The organism is Bradyrhizobium nivariense (genome assembly GCF_029846695.2).
Classification (GTDB): Bacteria; Pseudomonadota; Alphaproteobacteria; order Rhizobiales; family Xanthobacteraceae; genus Bradyrhizobium.
Genome location: NZ_JARWCR020000031.1, coordinates 62,701 through 82,692, shown reverse-complemented (window position 1 = coordinate 82,692; position 19,992 = coordinate 62,701). Strand labels below are relative to the sequence as shown.

At 63.3% G+C, this 19,992-nt stretch carries 16 protein-coding genes and 2 pseudogenes; 8 read left to right on the top strand and 10 right to left on the bottom strand.

The genetic code is table 11. From position 1 onward, the window contains the following. Window positions 1-19: 19 nt before the first annotated feature. Window positions 20-1,339, bottom strand: a complete 1,320-nt coding sequence (locus QCM77_RS24315; protein ID WP_279685231.1) for an O-acetylhomoserine aminocarboxypropyltransferase/cysteine synthase family protein — start codon at window positions 1,337-1,339, stop codon at window positions 20-22. Window positions 1,340-1,592: 253 nt separating this feature from the next. On the opposite strand from QCM77_RS24315, the gene QCM77_RS24310 reads away from it, so the two are divergent. After that, the gene (locus tag QCM77_RS24310; protein WP_279685230.1) at window positions 1,593-3,002 is read left to right on the top strand and encodes an LLM class flavin-dependent oxidoreductase; all 1,410 of its coding nucleotides are present in this window, start codon (window positions 1,593-1,595) and stop codon (window positions 3,000-3,002) included. Between the two features lie 12 nt (window positions 3,003-3,014). On the opposite strand, the gene QCM77_RS24305 is transcribed toward QCM77_RS24310, so the two are convergent. Then, a complete protein-coding gene (locus QCM77_RS24305; protein ID WP_279685229.1) occupies window positions 3,015-3,869 on the bottom strand; it encodes a LysR family transcriptional regulator in 855 nt (284 codons plus the stop codon). A gap of 68 nt (window positions 3,870-3,937) precedes the next feature. On the opposite strand from QCM77_RS24305, the gene QCM77_RS24300 reads away from it, so the two are divergent. Then, complete coding sequence (locus tag QCM77_RS24300; RefSeq protein WP_279685245.1) at window positions 3,938-5,605, top strand: MFS transporter; 1,668 nt, start codon at window positions 3,938-3,940, stop codon at window positions 5,603-5,605. Window positions 5,606-5,627: 22 nt separating this feature from the next. Here QCM77_RS24300 and QCM77_RS24295 read toward each other — a convergent pair whose 3' ends face one another. Both QCM77_RS24295 and QCM77_RS24290 read right to left on the bottom strand, forming a co-directional pair. Next, the gene (locus QCM77_RS24295) at window positions 5,628-6,449 is read right to left on the bottom strand and encodes an acetoacetate decarboxylase family protein (RefSeq protein WP_279685228.1); all 822 of its coding nucleotides are present in this window, start codon (window positions 6,447-6,449) and stop codon (window positions 5,628-5,630) included. After that, window positions 6,446-7,027, bottom strand: coding sequence for a DUF4865 family protein (locus QCM77_RS24290; RefSeq protein ID WP_279685227.1), 582 nt, complete (start codon window positions 7,025-7,027; stop codon window positions 6,446-6,448). Before QCM77_RS24290 ends, QCM77_RS24295 begins: the two co-directional genes overlap by 4 nt. A gap of 111 nt (window positions 7,028-7,138) precedes the next feature. Between QCM77_RS24290 and QCM77_RS24285 the strand changes: the two genes are divergently transcribed. Both QCM77_RS24285 and QCM77_RS24280 read left to right on the top strand, forming a co-directional pair. Further along, window positions 7,139-7,996, top strand: a complete 858-nt coding sequence (locus QCM77_RS24285; protein WP_279685226.1) for a LysR substrate-binding domain-containing protein — start codon at window positions 7,139-7,141, stop codon at window positions 7,994-7,996. Between the two features lie 230 nt (window positions 7,997-8,226). Beyond that, a pseudogene (locus QCM77_RS24280) lies at window positions 8,227-9,186 on the top strand (aliphatic sulfonate ABC transporter substrate-binding protein). Between the two features lie 8 nt (window positions 9,187-9,194). Here QCM77_RS24280 and nikE read toward each other — a convergent pair. From nikE to QCM77_RS24255, 5 genes are read right to left on the bottom strand one after another with little or no spacing between them, the layout of a single operon-like run. Continuing rightward, complete coding sequence (nikE, locus tag QCM77_RS24275; RefSeq protein WP_279685225.1) at window positions 9,195-10,916, bottom strand: nickel ABC transporter ATP-binding protein NikE; 1,722 nt, start codon at window positions 10,914-10,916, stop codon at window positions 9,195-9,197. Then, complete coding sequence (locus QCM77_RS24270) at window positions 10,913-11,827, bottom strand: ABC transporter permease (protein WP_279685224.1); 915 nt, start codon at window positions 11,825-11,827, stop codon at window positions 10,913-10,915. Before QCM77_RS24270 ends, nikE begins: the two co-directional genes overlap by 4 nt. After that, window positions 11,824-12,741, bottom strand: coding sequence for an ABC transporter permease (locus QCM77_RS24265; RefSeq protein ID WP_279685223.1), 918 nt, complete (start codon window positions 12,739-12,741; stop codon window positions 11,824-11,826). The genes QCM77_RS24270 and QCM77_RS24265 overlap by 4 nt, the downstream gene beginning before the upstream one ends. Window positions 12,742-12,747: 6 nt before the next feature. After that, window positions 12,748-14,358 carry an ABC transporter substrate-binding protein gene (locus QCM77_RS24260; RefSeq protein WP_279685222.1) on the bottom strand — a complete coding sequence of 537 codons (1,611 nt, stop codon included), beginning with the start codon at window positions 14,356-14,358 and terminating at the stop codon, window positions 12,748-12,750. Continuing rightward, the gene (locus QCM77_RS24255; RefSeq protein WP_279685221.1) at window positions 14,345-14,647 is read right to left on the bottom strand and encodes a hypothetical protein; all 303 of its coding nucleotides are present in this window, start codon (window positions 14,645-14,647) and stop codon (window positions 14,345-14,347) included. The genes QCM77_RS24260 and QCM77_RS24255 overlap by 14 nt, the downstream gene beginning before the upstream one ends. A 22-nt stretch (window positions 14,648-14,669) precedes the next feature. Here QCM77_RS24255 and QCM77_RS24250 point away from each other — a divergent pair. Continuing rightward, window positions 14,670-16,009, top strand: a pseudogene (locus QCM77_RS24250) (LLM class flavin-dependent oxidoreductase). Window position 16,010: 1 nt separating this feature from the next. On the opposite strand, the gene QCM77_RS24245 reads toward QCM77_RS24250, so the two are convergent. After that, complete coding sequence (locus tag QCM77_RS24245) at window positions 16,011-17,102, bottom strand: LLM class flavin-dependent oxidoreductase (protein ID WP_279685220.1); 1,092 nt, start codon at window positions 17,100-17,102, stop codon at window positions 16,011-16,013. A gap of 363 nt (window positions 17,103-17,465) precedes the next feature. On the opposite strand from QCM77_RS24245, the gene QCM77_RS24240 reads away from it, so the two are divergent. The 3 genes from QCM77_RS24240 to QCM77_RS24230 are packed head-to-tail and all read left to right on the top strand — an operon-like array spanning window position 17,466 to window position 19,980. Continuing rightward, window positions 17,466-18,239 carry an ABC transporter permease subunit gene (locus tag QCM77_RS24240; RefSeq protein WP_279685219.1) on the top strand — a complete coding sequence of 258 codons (774 nt, stop codon included), beginning with the start codon at window positions 17,466-17,468 and terminating at the stop codon, window positions 18,237-18,239. Continuing rightward, a complete protein-coding gene (locus QCM77_RS24235; protein WP_279685218.1) occupies window positions 18,236-18,964 on the top strand; it encodes an ABC transporter ATP-binding protein in 729 nt (242 codons plus the stop codon). The genes QCM77_RS24240 and QCM77_RS24235 overlap by 4 nt, the downstream gene beginning before the upstream one ends. A gap of 11 nt (window positions 18,965-18,975) precedes the next feature. Next, window positions 18,976-19,980 (top strand): NrtA/SsuA/CpmA family ABC transporter substrate-binding protein, encoded by a 1,005-nt coding sequence (locus QCM77_RS24230; protein WP_279685217.1) that lies wholly within the window; start codon window positions 18,976-18,978, stop codon window positions 19,978-19,980. Window positions 19,981-19,992 lie beyond the last annotated feature (12 nt).

Here is a 19,992-nt window from a genome sequence, read left to right as displayed (position 1 = left end):
GCAATTCAGATGATGTGGCTCACGCGGCTTTGCGCGCGCCGGCGTCGGCCTGTGCCAGCGCCTGACCGAGATCCGCGAGGATGTCGTCGGGATGTTCGATCCCGACCGATAGACGCACGTAGCCTGGCGTGACGCCGGCGGCGAGTTGCTCGGTCGCGGTGAGCTGCTGATGCGTCGTCGATGCCGGGTGGATCGCCAGCGACCGGGCGTCGCCGATATTGGCGACGTGATAGAACAGTTTCAGCGCGTCGATGAACCGGCGGCCGGCCTCGACGCCGCCTTTCAACTCGAAACCGACGAGGCCGCCGTAACCGCCCTTCAGATAGGCGTCCGCCCTGCGCCGGTTCTCCCCGCTCTGCAGGCCGGGGAAGATCACGTTCGATACCGAGGCGTGCCTGGCGAGGAAGTTCGCGACCTTCGCAGCGTTCTCGTTGTGCTGGCGGATGCGCAGCGGCAGCGTTTCGAGACCCTGGATGAACTGGAAAGCATTTTGTGGCGCAATCGATGCGCCGAGATCGCGCAGCAGCTTGACGCGGGCGCGCAGGATATAGGCGATCGGCCCGAGCGGTTTCGCTGCCTCCGTCCAGATCGCGCCATGATAGGCCTCATCCGGCTTGTTCAGCAGCGGAAAACGCTCGGCATGCGCAGCCCAGTCGAAATTGCCGCCGTCAACGATGGCGCCGCCGATCGCGGTGCCGTGGCCGCCGATATATTTGGTCGTGGAATAGACGACCACCGCAGCCCCATGCTCGAACGGGCGCGCGATCAGGGGCGAGGCCGTGTTGTCGAGGATGAGCGGAACGCCCAACGAGCGGCCGATGTCGGCAACCTCCTTGATCGGGAACACGTTGAGCTTGGGGTTGGGGAGCGTCTCGCCGAAATAGGCCCGCGTCTTTGCGTCCGTTGCGCGGCGGAAATTCTCGGGATCAGCGGGATCGACGAACCGCGCCTCGATACCAAACTGCTTCAGGGTCTGTGACAGCAGCGTCCAGGTCCCGCCGTAAAGATCGGTCGATGAAACGATGTTGTCGCCCGCCTGAGCAATGTTGAAGATCGAGAAAGCGGAGGCGGTCTGGCCCGAGGCGACAGCAAGTGCGGCCGCTCCGCCCTCCAATGCGGCAAGCCGGGTCTCGAAAGCGTCCTGAGTCGGGTTGCCGATGCGGGTATAGATCGGTCCGAGCTGCTCGAGCGCGAACAGGCGCGAGGCATGATCGGCGTTCTCGAACTGGAACGACGTGGTCTGATAGATCGGAACCGCTACCGCACCGGTGGCAGGGTCGGTACGATACGACCCACCGTGCAATGCCAGCGTCTCGAAATTCCGGGTCTCCAACGCCATCTGCAATTCCCTTATCTATCTCAGGCGCGCGCGCCGTGCGTCGCAAACCATGCTTGTCGACGAAAATGATGCTGTCGGATTTAGCGGCTGTCGAGCGTGTCGGTAAAATAGCGACGTGCGTGCTGCATCATCGCCGCTTTGCAACGCGTTTCTTTCCGGTCCTTTGCCGAATAGGAAACAAACTCGCTCGCGCAAAATGTTAAAAATGCCGCGCTGAGCGGATGTGCTTCGCAATTGATGATCGGGCCTGTCCATGACGAGACCGCGCGAGCTGCGCTTCAACGCCTTCAACATGACGGCGCCGAGCCACAATTGGGCGGGCCTGTGGTCTCATCCGCGCGATACATCCATCGACTACAATACACTCGATTATTGGGTCGACTATGCCAGGACTGCGGAGCGCGGATTGCTCGACGGCATCTTCCTGGCGGATGTGTTTGGCGTTTACGACGTCTATGGCGGCAATGCCGATGCCGCTGCCCTCCATGCCGTGCAGCTACCCAACGCGGACCCGACACTGCTGGTGTCCGCCATGGCGCTCGTCACAAAGCATCTTGGCTTCGGCATTACCTCCAACCTGACTTTCGAGCACCCCTATCAGCTCGCGCGCACGTTCTCGACCCTTGACCATCTCACCAAGGGCAGGATCGGCTGGAACATCGTCACCGGCTATCTCGACAGCGGCGCGCGCGGTATGGGCCTCCCAGCCGGCCGCGCCCATGACGATCGTTATGACGCGGCTGAGGACTTTCTCACCGCAACCTACAAGCTATGGGAAGGAAGCTGGGAGGACGGCGCCGTTCGCCGCGATCGCAGTAGCCGCATCTTCACGGATCCCGCAAAGCTCCACCGGGTGCTGCATGACGGCCCCTACTTCAAGGTCGACGGCATCCATCTCGCCGAGCCTTCGCCGCAGCGAACGCCGCTGCTGTATCAGGCCGGCAGCTCAAAGCGCGGCCGCGCCTTCGCAGCCCAACATTCGGAAGCGATATTTCTCAACGGTCAGACCAAACCAATCCTGGCCCGCGCCGTCCGCGAGATACGGGCGGCAGCCAAGGCTTACGGCCGCGATCCCTACGACATTCGCCTCTTTGCCGGCGCGACCGTGATCGTGGCGCCAACGCGCAGCGAGGCGAACGATCTGCTCGAAGACTATGCGCAACATATCGACCAAACCGGCCAACTGGCCTTGTTGTCAGGTTGGACCGGAATCGACTTCTCGACCTATCGGCCCGACCAGCCGATCGAATATGTCGAGAGCAACGCCATCCAGTCGATGGTCGAAAACTTCACGGTGCGGAGCGACCGGCCGGTCAATGTCGGCGACCTCGCGAGGCTAAGCCGCGCCGGCGCCCGGTCACCCTTCGTGGTCGGCTCGCCGCAGGACGTCGCAAACGAGCTGATCGCCTGGGCTGACGAAACCGACGTCGACGGCTTCAACCTGTTCCGCCTGGTCGCGCCGGAATCGCTGAACGCCTTTGTCGATCTCGTGGTGCCGGAGTTGCAATCGCGCGGCGTCTACAAGACCGCGTATCGCGACGGCACGCTGCGTGAAAAGCTGTTTCCGGGACGCGGCCCACGGTTGCACGCGACGCATCCCGCCGCGAGCTTCCGTCGTCCGCCTTCGACGACGGGCGCGTTCCAATCCGACGCTGCCGAATAGCCAAGCCGAGACTCACGCCTGCGTGCGATGCTCGCGGAATGCGGCAACCAATGCCCCCAAGGCGGCTCGCGACCGCCGATCGGTCAAGGACGAATGAAGCACGACCTCGGAGGGCGGCAGCTTGGGAAGTCCGAGCTTGTCCCCGATATCGATCGTGCCGGCCGGTGCAATCCGATAGGACAGCGGCGCGATTGCAAGCCCCGCCACGACGGCGGCATGGACCGCCGAGGAGCCGCCACCCAGGAAGACCTCGGTCCATCTTATGCCGGCCGAATCCAGCGCCTGCGTAGCGATGTTGTGGACGCCGCAGGTCGGAGCCAGTGCGGCGAGGCGCAAGGGTTGTCCCGGCCTGTGCTCGAACCCTTGCGCCGCGAACCAGCCGAAGCGCTCGTGCGCCAGCGTCTCGCCATCGCGGCGATCGTCCTCGCGCTGGACGATGGCCGCGTCGAGCCGGCCCTGATCGAACAGATCGAGGAGGTTGCGCGAATTGTCGAGCTGAACCTCGATAGTCAAATTCGGATCGTGGGCGTGAAGACGTGACAGCAGGGTCGGGACTTCCGGCCCTGCGACATGCGCGGCAATACCAAGTCCGAAGTGACGCGGGGGCGAATTGAGCCCTGCGATCGCGCGTTCGTGCGCCGCGATCAGCTCCCGCGCACCTTGCAGGAAGGCCGTCCCCTGTGCCGAGAGCCGCACCGATCGCGGCGTGCGCTCGAGCAACCGATGCCCGATGCGATCCTCGAGCCGCTTCAGCTTCACGCTGATCGCGCCTTGCGTGGTCCCCAGCGCCTTGGCTGCGCGCGTGAAACTGTGGAGGTCCGCCACCATCACAAAGGCTCTTACGGCATCGACATCGAGCGACAGCATTTCATCATCCGGCTTTGTTGTCTCTGAAATGTATATTGATCGGATTTTGTTGTGGTCAAGGGCTCCCTATGTTCGCCCCGCCTGACGCGGGGCGGCACATCGATCAAGCAAGCCTCCTGCCCCGCGTGTCGGCAATCGGCATCACGCCCGGAGGTACGGCATTGACGGTCTCACCATCACGACGAAACACGATCGCCCTGGCCGCAGCGTGCCTCGCGTCCCTCATGTTCGGGCTGGAGATTTCCAGCGTGCCGACGATTCTGCCGACACTGGAGACGGTGCTGCACGCCAATTTCCAGCAGTTGCAATGGATTATGAATGCCTACACGATCGCGGTCACGACGGTGCTGATGGCAACGGGCACGCTGGCGGATCGCTACGGCAGGAAGCGTGTGTTCGTCGTCAGTATTGCCGTGTTCGGCCTCGCCTCCCTGATCTGCGGCCTGGCGCAGGACGCCCTCGTCCTCATCGTGAGCCGCTTCCTTCAAGGCATGAGTGGCGGCGCGATGCTGATCTGTCAGGTCGCGGTTCTCTCGCATCAATTCCAGCAGGGGGCGGAGCGTGCACGGGCCTTTGCCGCCTGGGGGATTATCTTCGGCATCGGCCTTGGCTTCGGCCCGATCATCGGCGCGGCGATCGTCGCGGTCTCCGGCTGGCAATGGGTGTTCCTGATCCATGCGTTGATCGCGATCGTCACGATCGCGCTTGCCGTGACTGGCGTGCAGGAATCGCGCGACCCCGACGCCAAACATCTCGATATCGCAGGCATCGCGACACTTTCGACGTCGGTATTCTGCGTGGCCTTCTACATCACGGAGGGCCCCAGCTTCGGCTTCGGCAGCCTCACCGGCCTTGCAATCGTCGGGATGGCCGTTCTGAGCTTCGTTGCCTTCGTGTTCGCGGAGCTACATAGCGCCCGTCCGATGTTTGATTTCTCCGTGTTCTGGATACGCGCCTTTTCTGGCGCGCTGCTGGGGTCGGCCGGCATGAACTTCAGCTTCTGGTCCTTCATGGTCTACCTGCCGATCTTCTTCCACAGCGCTCTTGGTTACGACAATGTCGCGGCCGGCCTCGCGCTTCTCACCTACACGCTTCCGACGCTCGTGATTCCACCGCTCGGCGAACGGATATTGCTGAGGTTCGGCGGCGGCATCGCCATTCCCTTCGGCTTGTTCGTCATCGGCCTTGGCTTCATGCTGATGTGGGCCGGCAGCGGCGTCGAACACGTCACCTGGCTGACTCTGGCGCCCGGATGCCTGCTGGCGGGCGTAGGTCTTGCCCTGACCAATACGCCGGTCACCAACGTCACGACGAGCGCGGTGTCGAGCACACGCGCCGGCATGGCATCGGGCATCGACATGAGCGCTCGCATGATCTCACTCGCCATCAACATCGCCTTGATGGGCTTTATTCTGATCGCCGGCATTTCTTCCCGCCTAAACAGCGCATTTCCTGACGCACTCGATGCTGGCCGCCTGCAAGATCTTGCGGAACGGATCGCTGGCGGTAGCGCCCGCATGTTTGATATCCCCGAGCTAAGCCTCCTGCCGGCGGCAGACACCGCCGTGCAGCAGGCGCTGATCCACGGCTTCAGGCTGGTGATGCTCTATGGTGGACTTTCCGTCTGGATCATGGCGCTGGCGAGTTTTGTGATCTTTGGCGAAGGCCACGCCGCTCGTAGGCGCCCCGCACAGAACGGCGATGAGCCAAGCTGTGTCCCTCGCTCATCGTCCTGATCGAATGCCTCCAGGCAATGCCTTACAGCAGCACCTTCTGATCGAGGTAAGGCTTGCCGCCCCGCGAATGTTGCACCCGCCCGCCGCGCGGCTCAATGACGGGCAATTCGGCCAGTGCATTCACGACGTGATACATGGTCGGAAGGTCACTCCAAGCGGCGCGACGGAAACGGACGGTAGCAGGCCCGAGTTGTCGCGATTCAATGGTGTTGTCCGGATCTTCAGCGGGCGTCAGCGTCACCTGGCAGAGTTCGTGCTCGCCCCAGGCGCCCGTGCGCGGCACATATTTCAACATCAACGTCCCATCGGATGGGGCTACCGCCTGCGCGACAGGTGCAGGGCGCAGATCAGCCACGGAGAGTTCGAGGAACCGGAAGCCCATCCAGCCGGCTGTGCAGATCTGGACGCCCTCGCTCTGCCGGGGCGCGTCGACCTCGGCATAGAGCTTGGGATGACCGATCTCGTCCCGTCCGGTGATGATTGGATCGGCAAGGCTCTCCCAGACCACGGCCAGGAACCGTCCCGTAGCGTGGTCCCGCGCGCCATCAAAGCGAGCGGGCCAACTGACGTGGATCATCGTGTAGCCGCGGCCCGCAAGCCAATCGATTTCCGTCATGTAGTGAAACTCGACGGTGACGACAGGATCTCCGACCAGCGAAAAACCTTCCGGCAAATGACGTTGCAGCATCGCTTCGTCGGTCAGAAAGCTTGCCGCAACCGAGAGCCGCCGAGGGCTTTTCGTGCCGTCCCCGACAACGCCCGCTGGCAGTTGTCGCGGCCCGGGCGCCGGCCCGAAATGGGTCGGCATCCGGTAGATGCGTCCGGGTTCGAACCGATAGCTCATCGAGCCCCCGCGAACGGCAGCGAGTCCAGAAGGGGTTTTGCCAGATGCAGAACCTCGTAGGCGACCGCATCGCCATCCCCGGTCGGCTCCCGCTCGGACAGCAGGATACGCGTGAACGTCCAGTTCTGCGGATCCACGCCGACGATCGCGGCTACCGTCCCAGGCCGCTCCACCAATTCGCGATTGAGCGCGATCTCGGCGGCGAACGCCACGGTCAGATCGGCGTCGATCGGAATGCTCAGCTCCTGCTTGTAGATGAAGCGAGTCTCATTGGCCCGGCCGCGCCGCGCATCGAGCGAGAAGCGTGTTTGGATGTCCGCCCGGCCAAAGCTGTCGGTGACGACCTTGTAGCGACCACTCACCAGGAAATTACGGAAAGCTTCGTCGGTTCGCCACAGATAGAGCGACGAATAGCTGCTGGCGACCGCCCCGAAGCGGTCGCGCTCGCGCAGCAAGAATCCCTTGAAGTGCAACCCGGGAACGTCATTCCACAGCGCCCCGCGCTCTTTGGCGCGGCTGCGGATGATCCCGATGTCGTAATCGGCAGGGAGACGGTGAATGTAGTGAGCGATGGTCATCTGGCATATCTCTTCGTTGAACTTCAGCCCCACGAAAAAGATAGCCGGTCGTTGATCATTTAAAAACGATATGAAATAGTGTTTCAGTGATTGAAAATCGGAATGAATGCGATGAAGACGCTGGACATCGAAGCTGTACAGGCATTCGTGCTGACCGCCGATCTGAAGAGCTTTACCCGCGCGGCCGAGGCGATGGATACGACGCAGTCGGCCGTCAGCCTGAAGATCAAACGTCTGGAGGACGAGCTCGGGCGCAGGCTGCTGGATCGCACGCCGCGGCTGGTGCGCCTGTCCGCGGATGGTGACGCCTTCCTTGCACCGGCGCGAACCCTGCTTGCGGCTCACCATGGCGCATTCGGCTGCTTCGGCCTGGAGCGACGCCGCCTCGTCGTCGGCATCAGCCATCACATCGTGGGCGCGGAGCTACCGATCCTGCTGCGACGAATGAAGAGCGCAGAGCCGAGACTCGTGCTCGAGATCCGCGTATCGACCTCGCGCCAAGTGCTGGATGATTTCGATCGTGGCGCGATTGATGCCGCAATCGTACTTCGCCACGACAACCGCCGGCGGGGTGGCGAGGTCATTTTGAAGGAGACCTTCGGATGGATGGCTTCCGCCGACTTCGAGCATCTTAATGGAGAACCGCTGCCGATCGCCACACAGGCCGATCCCTGCAGCGTGCGCAGCATGGCTGTCGACGCGCTCAACAAGGCGGGCATCGCCTGGACAGAAGTCTTTGTCGGCGGCGGAGTCGCCACCATTGGCGCTGCGATCTCGGCGGGTCTTGCCGTCGCGGCCCTCGGGCGACGCGTCGCTCCTGCAGACACGATCGATGTCGGTACGCCGTTGGGCCTGCCTCCGCTCCCATCGCGGGACGTGGTCCTGCATGCAAGTCCCGGAGACCAGCAGACCAAACACTCGTTGAGAACACTGGCTGCCGCGATCAGGGCCACTGCGGCCAAACACTAGCTGCTATCGACGCGCGACCGTCATGCCTTTGCGCTCATACCGCGCCGAAAACTCCATTCTCAAATCACCGCGCGTGGGAGAATGTTCATTCTCTGCCGCGCCATACTCCGAAATTGCAACGCGACCTCGATTGTCGGCACAGTGCGGCCGTCACGTCTCCACCCGCAAGTGCCCGATTGGGCCATTTCGCGCTTGAGACAGGCTCGGCCTCGTTGAACAGGAACTCTCAAATGCATCATCTCGCGTCCCGCCTGCGGGTCCTCGCCGCGGCTGCGCTCGTCGTGGCGTCATTCGCCAGCCCTGCCATGTCCGAAGAGATCCGCATCGGCTATCAGAAATCCTCGACGCTGACGGCGATCCTGAAGACAAACGGAGAGCTGGAGAAGGCGCTGAAGCCGCTCGGCATCACCATCTCCTGGCACGAGTTCACCAGCGGCCTGCCGCTCCTGGAGGCCGTCAATATCGGTAGCATCGATTTCGGCGCCGACGTCGCGGATACGGTACCGATCTTCGCGCAGGCGGCCGGCGCAAAGCTCGCCTATGTCGCGGAGGAAGCCGCCTCGCCAGCAGCACAGGCGATCGTGGTTCCGCAGTCTTCGACCATCAAGACTGTCGCTGAACTGAAGGGCAAGAAGATCGCCGTCACCAAGGGCGCTGGCAGCCACTATTTGCTGCTCGCGGCGCTGGCGAAATCCGGGCTGAGCTTCAAGGACATCACGCCCGCTTATCTGACCCCGGCCGACGGCCGCGCGGCGTTCGTCAGCAACAATGTGGATGCCTGGGTCGCCTGGGATCCGTTCCTGACCAGCGCCCTCCACCAGACGAAAGGCCGGATTCTGTCCGACGGCAGCAACGGCCTGGCGAGCTACAAGCGCTACTATCTCGCTTCGGCCGCGTATGCGGACAAGCATGCCGAAGTGCTGAACGTGATCTTTGCCAAGCTCTCCGAAACCGGGAAATGGGTGAAGGCACAGCCGAAAGACGCAGCCACACTGCTTGCCGGGCTCTGGGGGATCGATGCGGCAACCGTCGAGGAAGCCAACAGCCACCGCTCGTATCAGGTGGGCGCGGTCACCGGTCCGGGCCTGTCGGAGTAGCAGCGCATTGCCGATGCGTTCCACGCCGAAGGCCTGATCCCAGCGAAGCTCGACACTACGGCGATCAAGATCTGGTCGCCGAAGGGGTCCTGATCTCCGGCTTAGGCTGCGGTAAAGCCCGCACTCAGGCCACGCTGAATGTCCGGTACGGACGCCAGCAGAGTCTGGGTGTAGGCGTGCTGCGGGTGCCCGAGCACGGCCTCGGCGGCGCCCTGCTCGACGATGCGGCCGTTCTGGAAGACCAGCACGCGGTCGCAGAGATGCTCGATCACGCCGAGGTCATGCGAGATGAAGAGCAGTGCCGTTCCCAGCCGCGACTGGAGCTCCGCCAGAAGGTCGAGCACCTGGGCCTGGATGCAGATGTCGAGTGCTGACACCGGCTCGTCGCAGACGATGATCGCGGGCTGAGCCGCCAGCGCCCGCGCGATCGACACCCGCTGACGCTGACCTCCGGACAACGATCGCGGCCGACGGTCGAGATGATCGGCGCTCAGGCCGACCAGTTCGAGCAGCGACACAATGCGTTCCCGACGTGCGTTGCGGCTGTCCGAATCCGGAAGATTCTCGCCGATGATCTCGCTGACGCGATAACGCGGGTCAAAGCTGCTGAGCGCGTCCTGCGGAATGTATTGCAGCTTGCGGCGAAGCCTGCGACGCCCAGCCTCGGCGACCGACGACCAAGGCTGTCCAAGCAGCCGTACTTCACCCTCGTCGGGAGGAAGCAAGCCCAGCACGATCTTGGCGCAGGTCGACTTTCCGGAGCCGGACTCGCCGACGATGCCGACGACCTCGCCCGCCCTCACGTCGAAGCTGATGTCTTGCAATACCACCGACTTCGCCCGCCCGGCAGCTTTCGGCGCGATGAAGCTCTTGGTGATCTCTTTAACTTCGAGCACGACCTCGCCGGCCGCCTGTCGGCGCAGTAGCGGCTCCCGCACGATGGAGATCGCAGCCGCATCAGCAGCACCGAGCTCGAACCTCGCCGACGCCAACTTGAACCCGCGCGACTGCCCCGACGGAACCGCCGCAATCAATTGTCGTGTATAGGGATGACGCGGATGGGTGAGGACATCGCGAGTCGGCCCGGTGTCCACCACCCTGCCGTCGCGCATCACGATCACCCGATCGGCGATGCCGGCGACCACGGCGAGATCGTGACTGATGAGCAGGAGGCCCGCCCCCTCGCGGATCCTCTCGGCCAGCACCTGGAGCACCTGCGCCTGAACGGTGACGTCGAGCGAAGTTGTCGGCTCGTCCGCAATGATCAAATCGGGATCGGCGGCGATTGCCGAAGCGATCAGGGCGCGCTGGCGCAGCCCGCCTGACAATTGATGCGCATATTGCATGGCGCGATCCGCAGGGTTGGGAATGCCGACCTTGCCGAGTGTCTCCAGCGTCCGGTCGCGGATGGCGCTCGGATCGCTCAGGATCCGATGGTTCGAGATGACCTCGGCGACTTCCTGGCCGATCGTGCGCAGGGGATCGAGTGAGACCAGCGCATCCTGCATGACGAGACCGGTGACGGTCCCGCGCAGCTTGCGCCAATCGGCTTCCGTGAAGATACGCGCGTCGCGCCCCCCGATCTCGAACCGATGCGCAGCGATCCTTGCGCCCTCGCCTGCTAGGTTCAGCAGGCTGCGTGCGGTGATGCTCTTGCCCGAGCCGGATTCGCCGACGATCGCCACGCATTCACCCGGCCTGATCGTCAGATCGAAATCGACAACGATCGGCTTGCCGCCATTGGCCCCCGCAAAGCCGATGCTGAGCCCTTGGACATCAACGATCGGCGCCGCCTCATCTTTCTGCGATCGCGCGCTGCTCATGCCAGCCGCCCTTCAAATCTCTGTTGCAGATGGTTACCGATCACGCTGAAGGCGATCACCGTCGCGGTGATGGCGAGACCAGGAAACACGCCGGGCCACCATGCGACGCGCAAGACGTCCCGGCTTTCCGCCAGCATCACGCCCCATTCCGGCGTCGGCGGCTGCGGGCCCAGCCCGAGGAAGCTCAGCCCCGAAACTATCAGGATCGTACTGCCAATATAGACGGTGGCGATGATCGGGATCGCGACGAGCACATTAGGCAGCACGTGCCGGATGAACACCTGCCAGCGGCTCAATCCATAGATCGCGGCCTGTGTCACATAGTCAGCATCGCGGATCAGTTGGGTCTGCGCCCGCACCACGCGGCCGAATTTCGGGATACCGGCGATGCCGACCGCAATGGCGATGTTGAGCATGCCCTGCCCGAGAAAGGTGACGATCAGCATCGCGAGCAGCACACCGGGAAACGACGACAGCATGTCGAACAGGCGCGATACTGCTTCATCCAGAATACGGCTGCGCTGGCCTGCGATGATGCCGAGGACAATGCCTGCTCCGAGCCCGACCGCGACGCCGCCGAAGCCAATCAGGAGCGAATAGCGCGTGCCGAATACGGTCCGGGCGAAGACATCGCGGCCGAGCCGGTCGGTTCCGAACAAATGCGCCCAGCCAGGTGGCTTCAGGCCCTCGCTGAAATCGCTGACCAGCGGATCGAAATGCGTGAACAGCGCCGGCGCCATCGATGCCGCGATCAGGAACGCAACGAAGATGGCGGACAGAACGAGCCCGACCGGCAACCGGCGGCGAACACCGATTGCGGTCGAAGCGTGCGACGCCTCGAAGCCGACAAGGTCTTCCGCGGAGTCTAGCGGAACGGCCGTGTCGAAGGAGCGATGCGACGGCGCGGTCATTGAGCCCTCAATCTCGGATCGATCAGCACATAGAGGATATCGAGCAGCGTGGACGCGGCGACGTGAATGAAGGCCGCGAGCAACACGACGGTGACGACGACAGGCACGTCGTGGGTCAGCACCGCGCCGAGTGTCACCGTGCCGAGGCCCGGCCGGCCAAATACCTTCTCGGTGATGACCGCGCCGCCGAGCAGGCCGCCGATCAACCAACCGCCCAGCGTCATCGCCGGCAGCAGCGCGTGCCGCAGAACGTGGCGCCAGCGGATCACGAACTCGCCGACGCCGCGTGACCGCACCGTCGTGACAAAGGGTTGATCGAGCGTCTTCTCCATGGCCTCGCGCAGAACCTGCGTAAGCAGGCCTGCGGTCGGCAGCGCCAGGGTGATCGCCGGCAGGACCAGGGAATTCCACCCCTCCGCACCCGATACTGGAAACCAGCGCAGATTGAACGAGAACGCCATCAGCAGGAGGATGCCGAGCCAGAATACCGGCGTCGAGGCGAACACCAGTTCCACGAACGAAGCCAGTTCGCGCGAGAACCGGCCTCGCGCCGCGGTTAGCAACGCAATCAGCCCGGCAATCACGATGGCCAGCACGCCGGCGGTGAGCGCGAGTTCGACCGTCGGCAGGAGTTGCGATCCCACGACTTCGATCACCGGCTGTCGCAGCACATAGGACGTGCCGAAATCGCCACGAAGAATGCGCGACAGGAACTCGATATATTGCTCGGGCAGTGAGCGATCGAGGCCCCATTCGGCCGCGATCGCCTCGCGCAGGCCGGGATATTCGACGTCACCGGCGAGGATGTCCTGAATGCGGCCTGGCAAGGCGTGCAAGGCGAGGAATGTCGCCGTCACGCTTGCCCATGCCACAACCAGGCTGGTGATCAGCCTGGAGACGATGCGGGACCACATGCGCCGCTACTTCTTCGCAATCCAGAAGTCGTAGGCGCTGGACGGCGAGTCGAGGCCGGCCTCAAAGCCAAGACCATTGACGTTGCTCTTTGCCGCCAGGAACCAGCTCGGCGCGAACAGCGGCACGATGAAGGCCTGATCGACACCACGCTTCTGGATGGCATCGGTGAGCTGCCGCTTGCGAACCGGATCTGTCGTTCGCAGCGACTCGTCGATCTGGCTTGTGATCTCCTGATCCGGATTGGGAATGTTGGAATAGAGGAAACCCTTCGATCCCAGCATGTCCCAGAGCTCACGGGCTGGGTCGGACGGATTGTCCGTGTTGGGATAAATCACCCAGGTCCCGTTGGCGTTGTTCTTGGCATATTCGCCCGCCGTGATCAGGCGCAGGTTGAGATCGAGACCGACATTCTTGCGCAGCGCAGCCTGAACGCCCTGGATGAGAATGTCGCGGCTGTCGCGCACATAGGGCTGGGGATAGCCAACCTCGATCGAGAGCCGCTTACCGTCCTTGGTCCGGAAGCCATCGGAGTCGCGGCTGGTCCAGCCTGCTTCGTCGAGCAGCTTGTTGGCGCCCGCTATGTCGTTCCCCCAGGAGCCAACGAGCGCTTTGTTATAGGCGGGATTGGCCGGACCGATGATCGACCAGGCGCGCGGCACCGTACCGAGATAGACCTGCTTCACGATCGGCTCTAGATCGAAGCCGTCGCGCAGCGCGCGGCGCACGCGGACATCGTCCGCCGGCGGACGTGTATAGTTGATGTTGAAGGTGAAGGACGTGCTGGCGCCCGACGGTCCCGTCAGAAGCTTGAAGCCGGGTTGCTCCGCAAACAGCGGCGCATCGGTCGGCTGAACGCCTTCGATCAGATCCACCTGCCCCGAGGTCAGTGCGCCGGTGCGAACGGCGTATTCCGGCAGAAAACGGAAAGTGACGCGATCGAGATGCGCCGGACCGTTATGAGCGGCGTTGCCCGGCGCCCAATTATACGCGGCGTTTCGCGCAAACACGGCCGACTGGCCTCGCGTGTAGCTCTCGAAGACGAACGGCCCAGTGGCGGCAAGTCCACGTCCACCGCCGCACAGATCGCCCTTCGCCAGCGACTTCGGCGAGATCAGGCCGAGCTTCACGTTCGAGGTCGATTCCAGGAAGCTCGAATCCGGGGTCGACAGCACGAGCTTAACCACATAGGGCGAGACCACTTCGGCATGATCGTAGGCTTGGAGCAACGACACCGCCGTGACGGCGTTCTCCGGCTTCTTGACGAAATCGCAATTGGCCTTGACCGCGGCGGCGTCGAACTTCTCACCGTCGTGGAAGACGACGTCTTCCCTGAGCTTGTAGGTGTATTCCTTACCGTCGGACGAGATCGACCACTCGGTCGCGAGCCAGGGCGCAAAGGTGCCATCGGGCTTCTTCGCGATCAGCGAGTCGATATAGTTGCGGGCGACGAAGAACGCCGCCTGCTGCGACGCGTAGTGCGGGTCGAAACAGGCCGGCTCGGTCGTCACGCCCCACCGGAGCGCGCCGCCGGAGACCGGCTGCGCCTCGGCATACGCCGCATTCGACGCGAGCAGAGCGATCGCCACGCCACTCACTAGCAAATTATTCTTCTTCATCCACATCGCTCGCGCTCGTTTCTGCTACCGCTCGTGCGATCGACGCATCGAACATCATCAATTGAAGGGTGATGTGCGTTTGCGCTTCATCCGATCCGCGCGAGGCGTTATCTGTTGTTGCGTCGCGATGTAATTCGCCGTCGCGCGTAAACGCAACACGCAAACGGTCGCGAGCGCAGTTTGAAAAATAATTCGCGCAGCTGCGCCAACGATGGATGAAATCCAGCGGCATCGAACGCCAATCCGACAATTCGATGCTGCTCGCTCGTTGCGCATCGCCGACCGACAAACACGCAGACTCCGGGAAGCCCATGCCGCCACGCCAATTGCACCTCAACGTCAATCTGCTTCATTCCGGCGTGTATCCATCGGCCTGGCGCTTGCCGGACAGCGATCCGCGCGCCTTCTTCGATCTCGGCCATTACGTGCGGGTAGCCCAGATTGCCGAACGCGGAAATTCGATGCAATCTTTCTGGCGGACTCGCCGGCCGTGAACGATCGCATCGACTACCGGTCGTTCACGTCGCTGGAGCCGACCATCATTCTGGCGACGGTCGCAGCCTCGACGAAGCATGTCGGCCTGATCGGGACGGTGTCTACGACCTACAACGAACCCTACAACATCGCGCGTCGCTTCGTGTCGCTCGACCATGCCAGCGGCGGACGCTCAGGATGGAATGCGGTGACGACGGCGGATGCTGCATCAAGCCGCAACTTCGGCCTGACAGGCGCAGTGGAGCACAAGGCCCGTTACGAACGCGCCAAGGAATTTACGGAAATCGTCCACGCCTTGTTCGACAGCTGGGAGGACGACGCCTTCGTCGGCGACAAGGCGAGCGCGCGATTTGTCGACACGTCGAAAGTTCACGCGATCGCACATCGCGGCCCGCATTATTCGGTGGCCGGACCGCTGAACATACCGCGCTCGCCACAAGGGCGGCCGGTCACGGTACAGGCGGGCGGCTCCAACGATGGCCGCGATTTCGCGGCCGCCTATGCGGACGCCGTGTTCACGCTGGCGCAGTCGATCGAAGAAGGCGTCGCTTATGCACGCGATCTGCGCACCCGGGCCGCAGCCTATGGACGCTCCGGCGATTCCATCGTCATCCTGCCCGGGCTTGCTACTGTCATTGGTAGCACCGAAGCGGAGGCCAAACGGCGGCAGGACGAACTTTGGGAGCTTGTACCGATCGAATACAGCCTGGCGCGCCTTGCCGGCACGCTTCAGATCGACCCCGCGCTGCTCGAGCTTGACAAGCCCCTGCCCGATCCCCTGCCGCTACCTGTCAACGCCAATCACACCATGTTCCAGGGCACTGTGAATCTGGCCAGGCGCGGCAACCTCACCGTCCGCCAACTGATCCGCGCGCTCGGCGGCGGTGTCGGCCATCGCATCATCGTCGGCACGCCGGAGCAGATAGCAGACGATATCGAGGCCTGGTTCAAGGCCGGCGCAGCGGCCGGCTTCAACCTGATGCCGGATGTTCTGCCCACGGGGCTGGAGACCTTCGTCGATACTGTGGTGCCGCTCCTCCAGAAGCGCGGCCTGTTCCGGACCGAGTACACGGGCACGACGTTGCGCGACCATTTTGGTCTGCCGCGGCCGCCGAGCCGCTTTGCGAAGCGAGCGCCGGAAGTCGCTTCGGCCTGAATCAGCCCAAGGATCGAGCGATCCTCTCGGACGGCACGGTCGACTGTTTTGCCCGGACGCGCGGGATGATCTCCTCCGCAAAGCGCCGCATCTCGGCCTCGAACGGCTGGAATTGCAGCATGAACAGTTCGATGCCCGCGGCGTGGAAGGCCACGACGCGTTCGGCCACCTCGTCATAGCTGCCGACCAGCCCTGCAGCCGTACCGCCATTGCTGCCGACACGCGGCGTCTTTTGCATGGTCTGCATCATCACGACCTTCGGGTCCGTGTTCTGCTTCTGGATAGCCTTCATCGGCGCATCCTTTGCGGCAAGGCTCAGCAGCCGCTCATGCGCGGCCAGCGCCTGCTCCCGTGTCTCACGTGCGACGACGAAGGCCGACAGGCCGAAACGCAACGGCGGTGCCGAACCGCGGGGTCGCGCCGCGACATCGGTGATCAGGCCGGCGACGTCGTCGAGCGGCTGGCCATTGATGAACCAGAAATCGCCGTGCCCGGCGACCAGATCGCGCGCCGGTTCGGATTCCCCGCCGACATAGATGGCGGGACGCTTGCGGTAGAGGCTGGTCGGCTGCAGCGCATAATCGGAGACGTTGAAGTGCTCGCCGCTGAAATTGAGGCGTTCACCCTCCATCAGTCGGGACACGACGGAGATCCATTCCTTGCCGTAAGCGTAGCGCGCATCGTGCTCGGGAAAGCCGATCCCCGCCTTCTCCAATTCGGGGCGGTTCCAGGCGTTGACCAGATTGATCGCAAACCGGCCGCGGCTGATGTTCTCGATTCCGAGCGCGAGCTTGGCGAGCACGACAGGATGATAGAGATAGGGCTTGATCGCAGCAATGATCTCGATGCGCTTCGTCAGCGCCGCAATCGCCGCGGCAGCGCTCCACGCTTCGAGCTGATCGAGATCCTCCTGATGCGGATTGATCGTGTGCTGCGCGATCAGAGTCGAGTCGTAGCCGAGTTCCTCGGCTGCGAGAATAAGATCCCGATTGCGCTCCCAGGAGGCATCATAGGGCTCCTCCGGATCCTGATGCGCGGCGCGCGGCCCATGGACCAGCGCCCAAATGCCGAAGCGAAGAGGTGCGGTCGTCATCGTGATCTCCCGTGAAACTCTCGACTTTGCGCGTTCTCGCCAATGGCTGGCGCAAGATCAAGCAGACCACCATCAAAAGATTTTCTTTGTCGCGCTTCCGCGCTGCGACGACAGCAGATCACTCCGGAGCGAGTGACAAATGAAATACCGCTCTATTTCTGTCGGCACGATTTCGTGGGACATTTTGTGCGACGGCAAGTCATTGGCGTCACATCGCCTGCATCGCATGCGGCGCGTGAAACGAGGTCTTACGTCTTGAGCAATATCGAATTGAGCGACATCGACCGCGCCGCGCTTGGCGCGGACAGCGGGCGGTCGTCGCAAAGCAGCGAAAAAACGAGTCCTCCGGCTACACAGAAAGGCATGCTTGGCACGCGCGGGCTTCAACTTCTGTCTTGGGTTGCGCCAGTGGCATTGGTCGTCATCTGGGAATGGCTGGCGCAGGCCGGATGGCTGTCGCCCCATGTGCTTCCTGCGCCGAGCAAGGTGATCCGCACTGCGTTCAAGCTTGCGACCGCTGGAACACTTCTGAACGATCTTGGCGTCAGTCTGTTGCGGGCGGCGTCGGGTTTTGTGATCGGCACCGCGGTCGGCGCCACGCTTGGGATTCTCGTCGGTTTCTCGAAGATCGCGGAAGCCGCGATTGATCGCAGCGTGCAGATGATCCGGGCCATTCCGTTCCTCGCGGTCCTTCCTCTCGTCATCGTCTGGCTCGGCGTCGGCGAAACGCAGAAAATCTTCCTTGTCGCGCTCGGCGTCACCTTTCCGATTTACATCAACACCGTACTCGGCATTCGCCAGGTCGACCCAAAACTGCTCGAGCTCGGTCGTGTCCAGGGCCTGAGCTCCCTTCAGCTGATCCGCCGGATCATCATTCCCGGCGCGTTGCCCTCGATCCTGACCGGGGTCCGCTATGCGCTGGCGACGGCCTGGCTCGCGCTGGTCGTGGCTGAAACCATCGGCGCGCAGTCTGGCATCGGCTTTCTCGCCATGGACGCGCGCGAATTCCTGCGCACCGACGTGATCGTGCTGACGATCGTCATCTACGCACTGATCGGCGTCGCCGCCGACGGCATCGCGCGCTTCCTCGAACGGCGCCTGCTCGCCTGGCATCCGAATTATGGGGTGGCCCGATGAACGCGCATGTCGCTCCATTGTCACCCGCTTCGTTCGAAACCGGGCCGGCCGTCGTCGTCAGCAACCTCGTGCGCAACTACGGCAGCCGCGTGGTCATCGACAAGCTGAACCTGCGTATCGAGCGCGGCGAGTTCGTTGCGCTGCTGGGCGAGAGTGGGTGCGGCAAGACCACATTGCTGCGGGCGCTCGCGGGACTCGATTCCATCCAGGGCGGGCGCATCGTGGCGCCGCGACGCCCGGCCGTGGTGTTCCAGGAGCATCGGCTTCTGCCGTGGGACAGCCTCTGGCGCAATGTCTCGCTTGGCCTTCGGGTGCCGCACGCCCGCGAACGCGCCGCCGAAGCGCTCACCGAGGTCGGCCTCGCCGACCGTCTCGACGACTGGCCGCGCAATCTCTCCGGCGGACAGGCCCAGCGCGTCGCGCTGGCCCGTGCGCTGGTCCAGCAGCCCGAGCTTCTGCTCCTCGACGAGCCGTTTGCCGCGCTGGATGCGCTCACTCGCATCCGCATGCATGAGCTCGTTCGCGAGCTCGTCGCCAATCATCAACCTGGCGTTCTACTGGTCACCCACGACGTTGACGAGGCGATCGCGCTGGCCGACCGCATTCTGGTGATGCGGAACGGCGCCATTGCCTATGAGCACCACGCCGTGCGCGACGGCTCGACGCCGATCTCGCGGGCCGAACTCCTCGGCGAGCTTGGCGTGACGTCCCATTCCCCCAACTAGGTAAAGCCCTTATGTCTAGCTCCCCGTCCGCCAAACCATCCCGGCGCGGCTTCCTCGGTACCGCGGCTTTCGGCATCGGCGCCCTCGCTGGCATGAACCTCGGCGATTTCGCCGAGGCTGCAACTGGTCGCACCACCGATACGGTCCGCCTGACCTGGGGCCTCAGCGGCCTCAATCTGATCGCCAAGGAACGTGGCGAGTTCGAGAAGGTGCTGGCCAAGGACGGCATCAAGGTCGAGTGGCTGGGGCCCTTCCCGAACCATGCGCCGACCCTGCAGGCCGTCACCGGCGGCAGCGCCGATTTCAGTTTTGGCGGCAGCACCACGCCGGCCCTGGCTGCGATCATCGCCGGCTCGCCGCTGGTGTTCACGCAGTTCGTTGTCTACGAGCCCCGCACCACGGCGATCATCGCCAGGGACGGCTCCGGCATCGACAGGATCGAGGACCTCGTCGGCAAGTCGGTTGCGGTCAACCGCTCGGGCCTCGGCGAATTCCTGCTGGTCGCCGCCCTTGAAAAACACAAGGTCGACCGCTCCGCGGTGAAGTTCGTCTATCTCAATCCGCCCGACGCAGCGCCAGCACTCGCCTCCGGCAAGGTCGACGCCTGGTCGATGTGGAGCCCCGGCGTCGACATCGCCCGACGCGAATACAAAGCGCACGACATCTTCCTGGAAGGCCGCGACCTCGAATTCCAGATCGACTATACCTCGTACCTGGCCACCCGCAAATTCGCGACCGACAATCCCGCGCTGGTCCGCGCCGTAAACGAGGCCTTCCGCGCCGAAGGCAAATGGATATCGGAGAACGGCAAAGATGCCGAGTACATTGCCCAGAAAGCGGGCAAGTACAGCGACGAAGTTCGCGACCAATTCATCGCGCTGAAGCGCCAATATCGCTACTTCGCGGTCAACGATGAACGGTTCATCAGCGAACTGCAAAAGGCCGCCGATTGGCTCGTCGCCCGCAAGGTCTTGCCCGAGCCGGTCAAGGTGACCGACCATCTCGCCCAGCTCTGAGAACTTGACCAA

Coding starts and splice junctions, on each gene's coding strand:
- QCM77_RS24315 (WP_279685231.1), bottom strand. CDS start 1,339: ATGGCGTTGGAGACCCGGAATTTCGAGACGCTGGCATTGCACGGTGGG.
- QCM77_RS24310 (WP_279685230.1), top strand. CDS start 1,593: ATGACGAGACCGCGCGAGCTGCGCTTCAACGCCTTCAACATGACGGCG.
- QCM77_RS24305 (WP_279685229.1), bottom strand. CDS start 3,869: ATGCTGTCGCTCGATGTCGATGCCGTAAGAGCCTTTGTGATGGTGGCG.
- QCM77_RS24300 (WP_279685245.1), top strand. CDS start 3,938: ATGTTCGCCCCGCCTGACGCGGGGCGGCACATCGATCAAGCAAGCCTC.
- QCM77_RS24295 (WP_279685228.1), bottom strand. CDS start 6,449: ATGAGCTATCGGTTCGAACCCGGACGCATCTACCGGATGCCGACCCAT.
- QCM77_RS24290 (WP_279685227.1), bottom strand. CDS start 7,027: ATGACCATCGCTCACTACATTCACCGTCTCCCTGCCGATTACGACATC.
- QCM77_RS24285 (WP_279685226.1), top strand. CDS start 7,139: ATGAAGACGCTGGACATCGAAGCTGTACAGGCATTCGTGCTGACCGCC.
- nikE (WP_279685225.1), bottom strand. CDS start 10,916: ATGAGCAGCGCGCGATCGCAGAAAGATGAGGCGGCGCCGATCGTTGAT.
- QCM77_RS24270 (WP_279685224.1), bottom strand. CDS start 11,827: ATGACCGCGCCGTCGCATCGCTCCTTCGACACGGCCGTTCCGCTAGAC.
- QCM77_RS24265 (WP_279685223.1), bottom strand. CDS start 12,741: ATGTGGTCCCGCATCGTCTCCAGGCTGATCACCAGCCTGGTTGTGGCA.
- QCM77_RS24260 (WP_279685222.1), bottom strand. CDS start 14,358: ATGAAGAAGAATAATTTGCTAGTGAGTGGCGTGGCGATCGCTCTGCTC.
- QCM77_RS24245 (WP_279685220.1), bottom strand. CDS start 17,102: ATGACGACCGCACCTCTTCGCTTCGGCATTTGGGCGCTGGTCCATGGG.
- QCM77_RS24240 (WP_279685219.1), top strand. CDS start 17,466: ATGCTTGGCACGCGCGGGCTTCAACTTCTGTCTTGGGTTGCGCCAGTG.
- QCM77_RS24235 (WP_279685218.1), top strand. CDS start 18,236: ATGAACGCGCATGTCGCTCCATTGTCACCCGCTTCGTTCGAAACCGGG.
- QCM77_RS24230 (WP_279685217.1), top strand. CDS start 18,976: ATGTCTAGCTCCCCGTCCGCCAAACCATCCCGGCGCGGCTTCCTCGGT.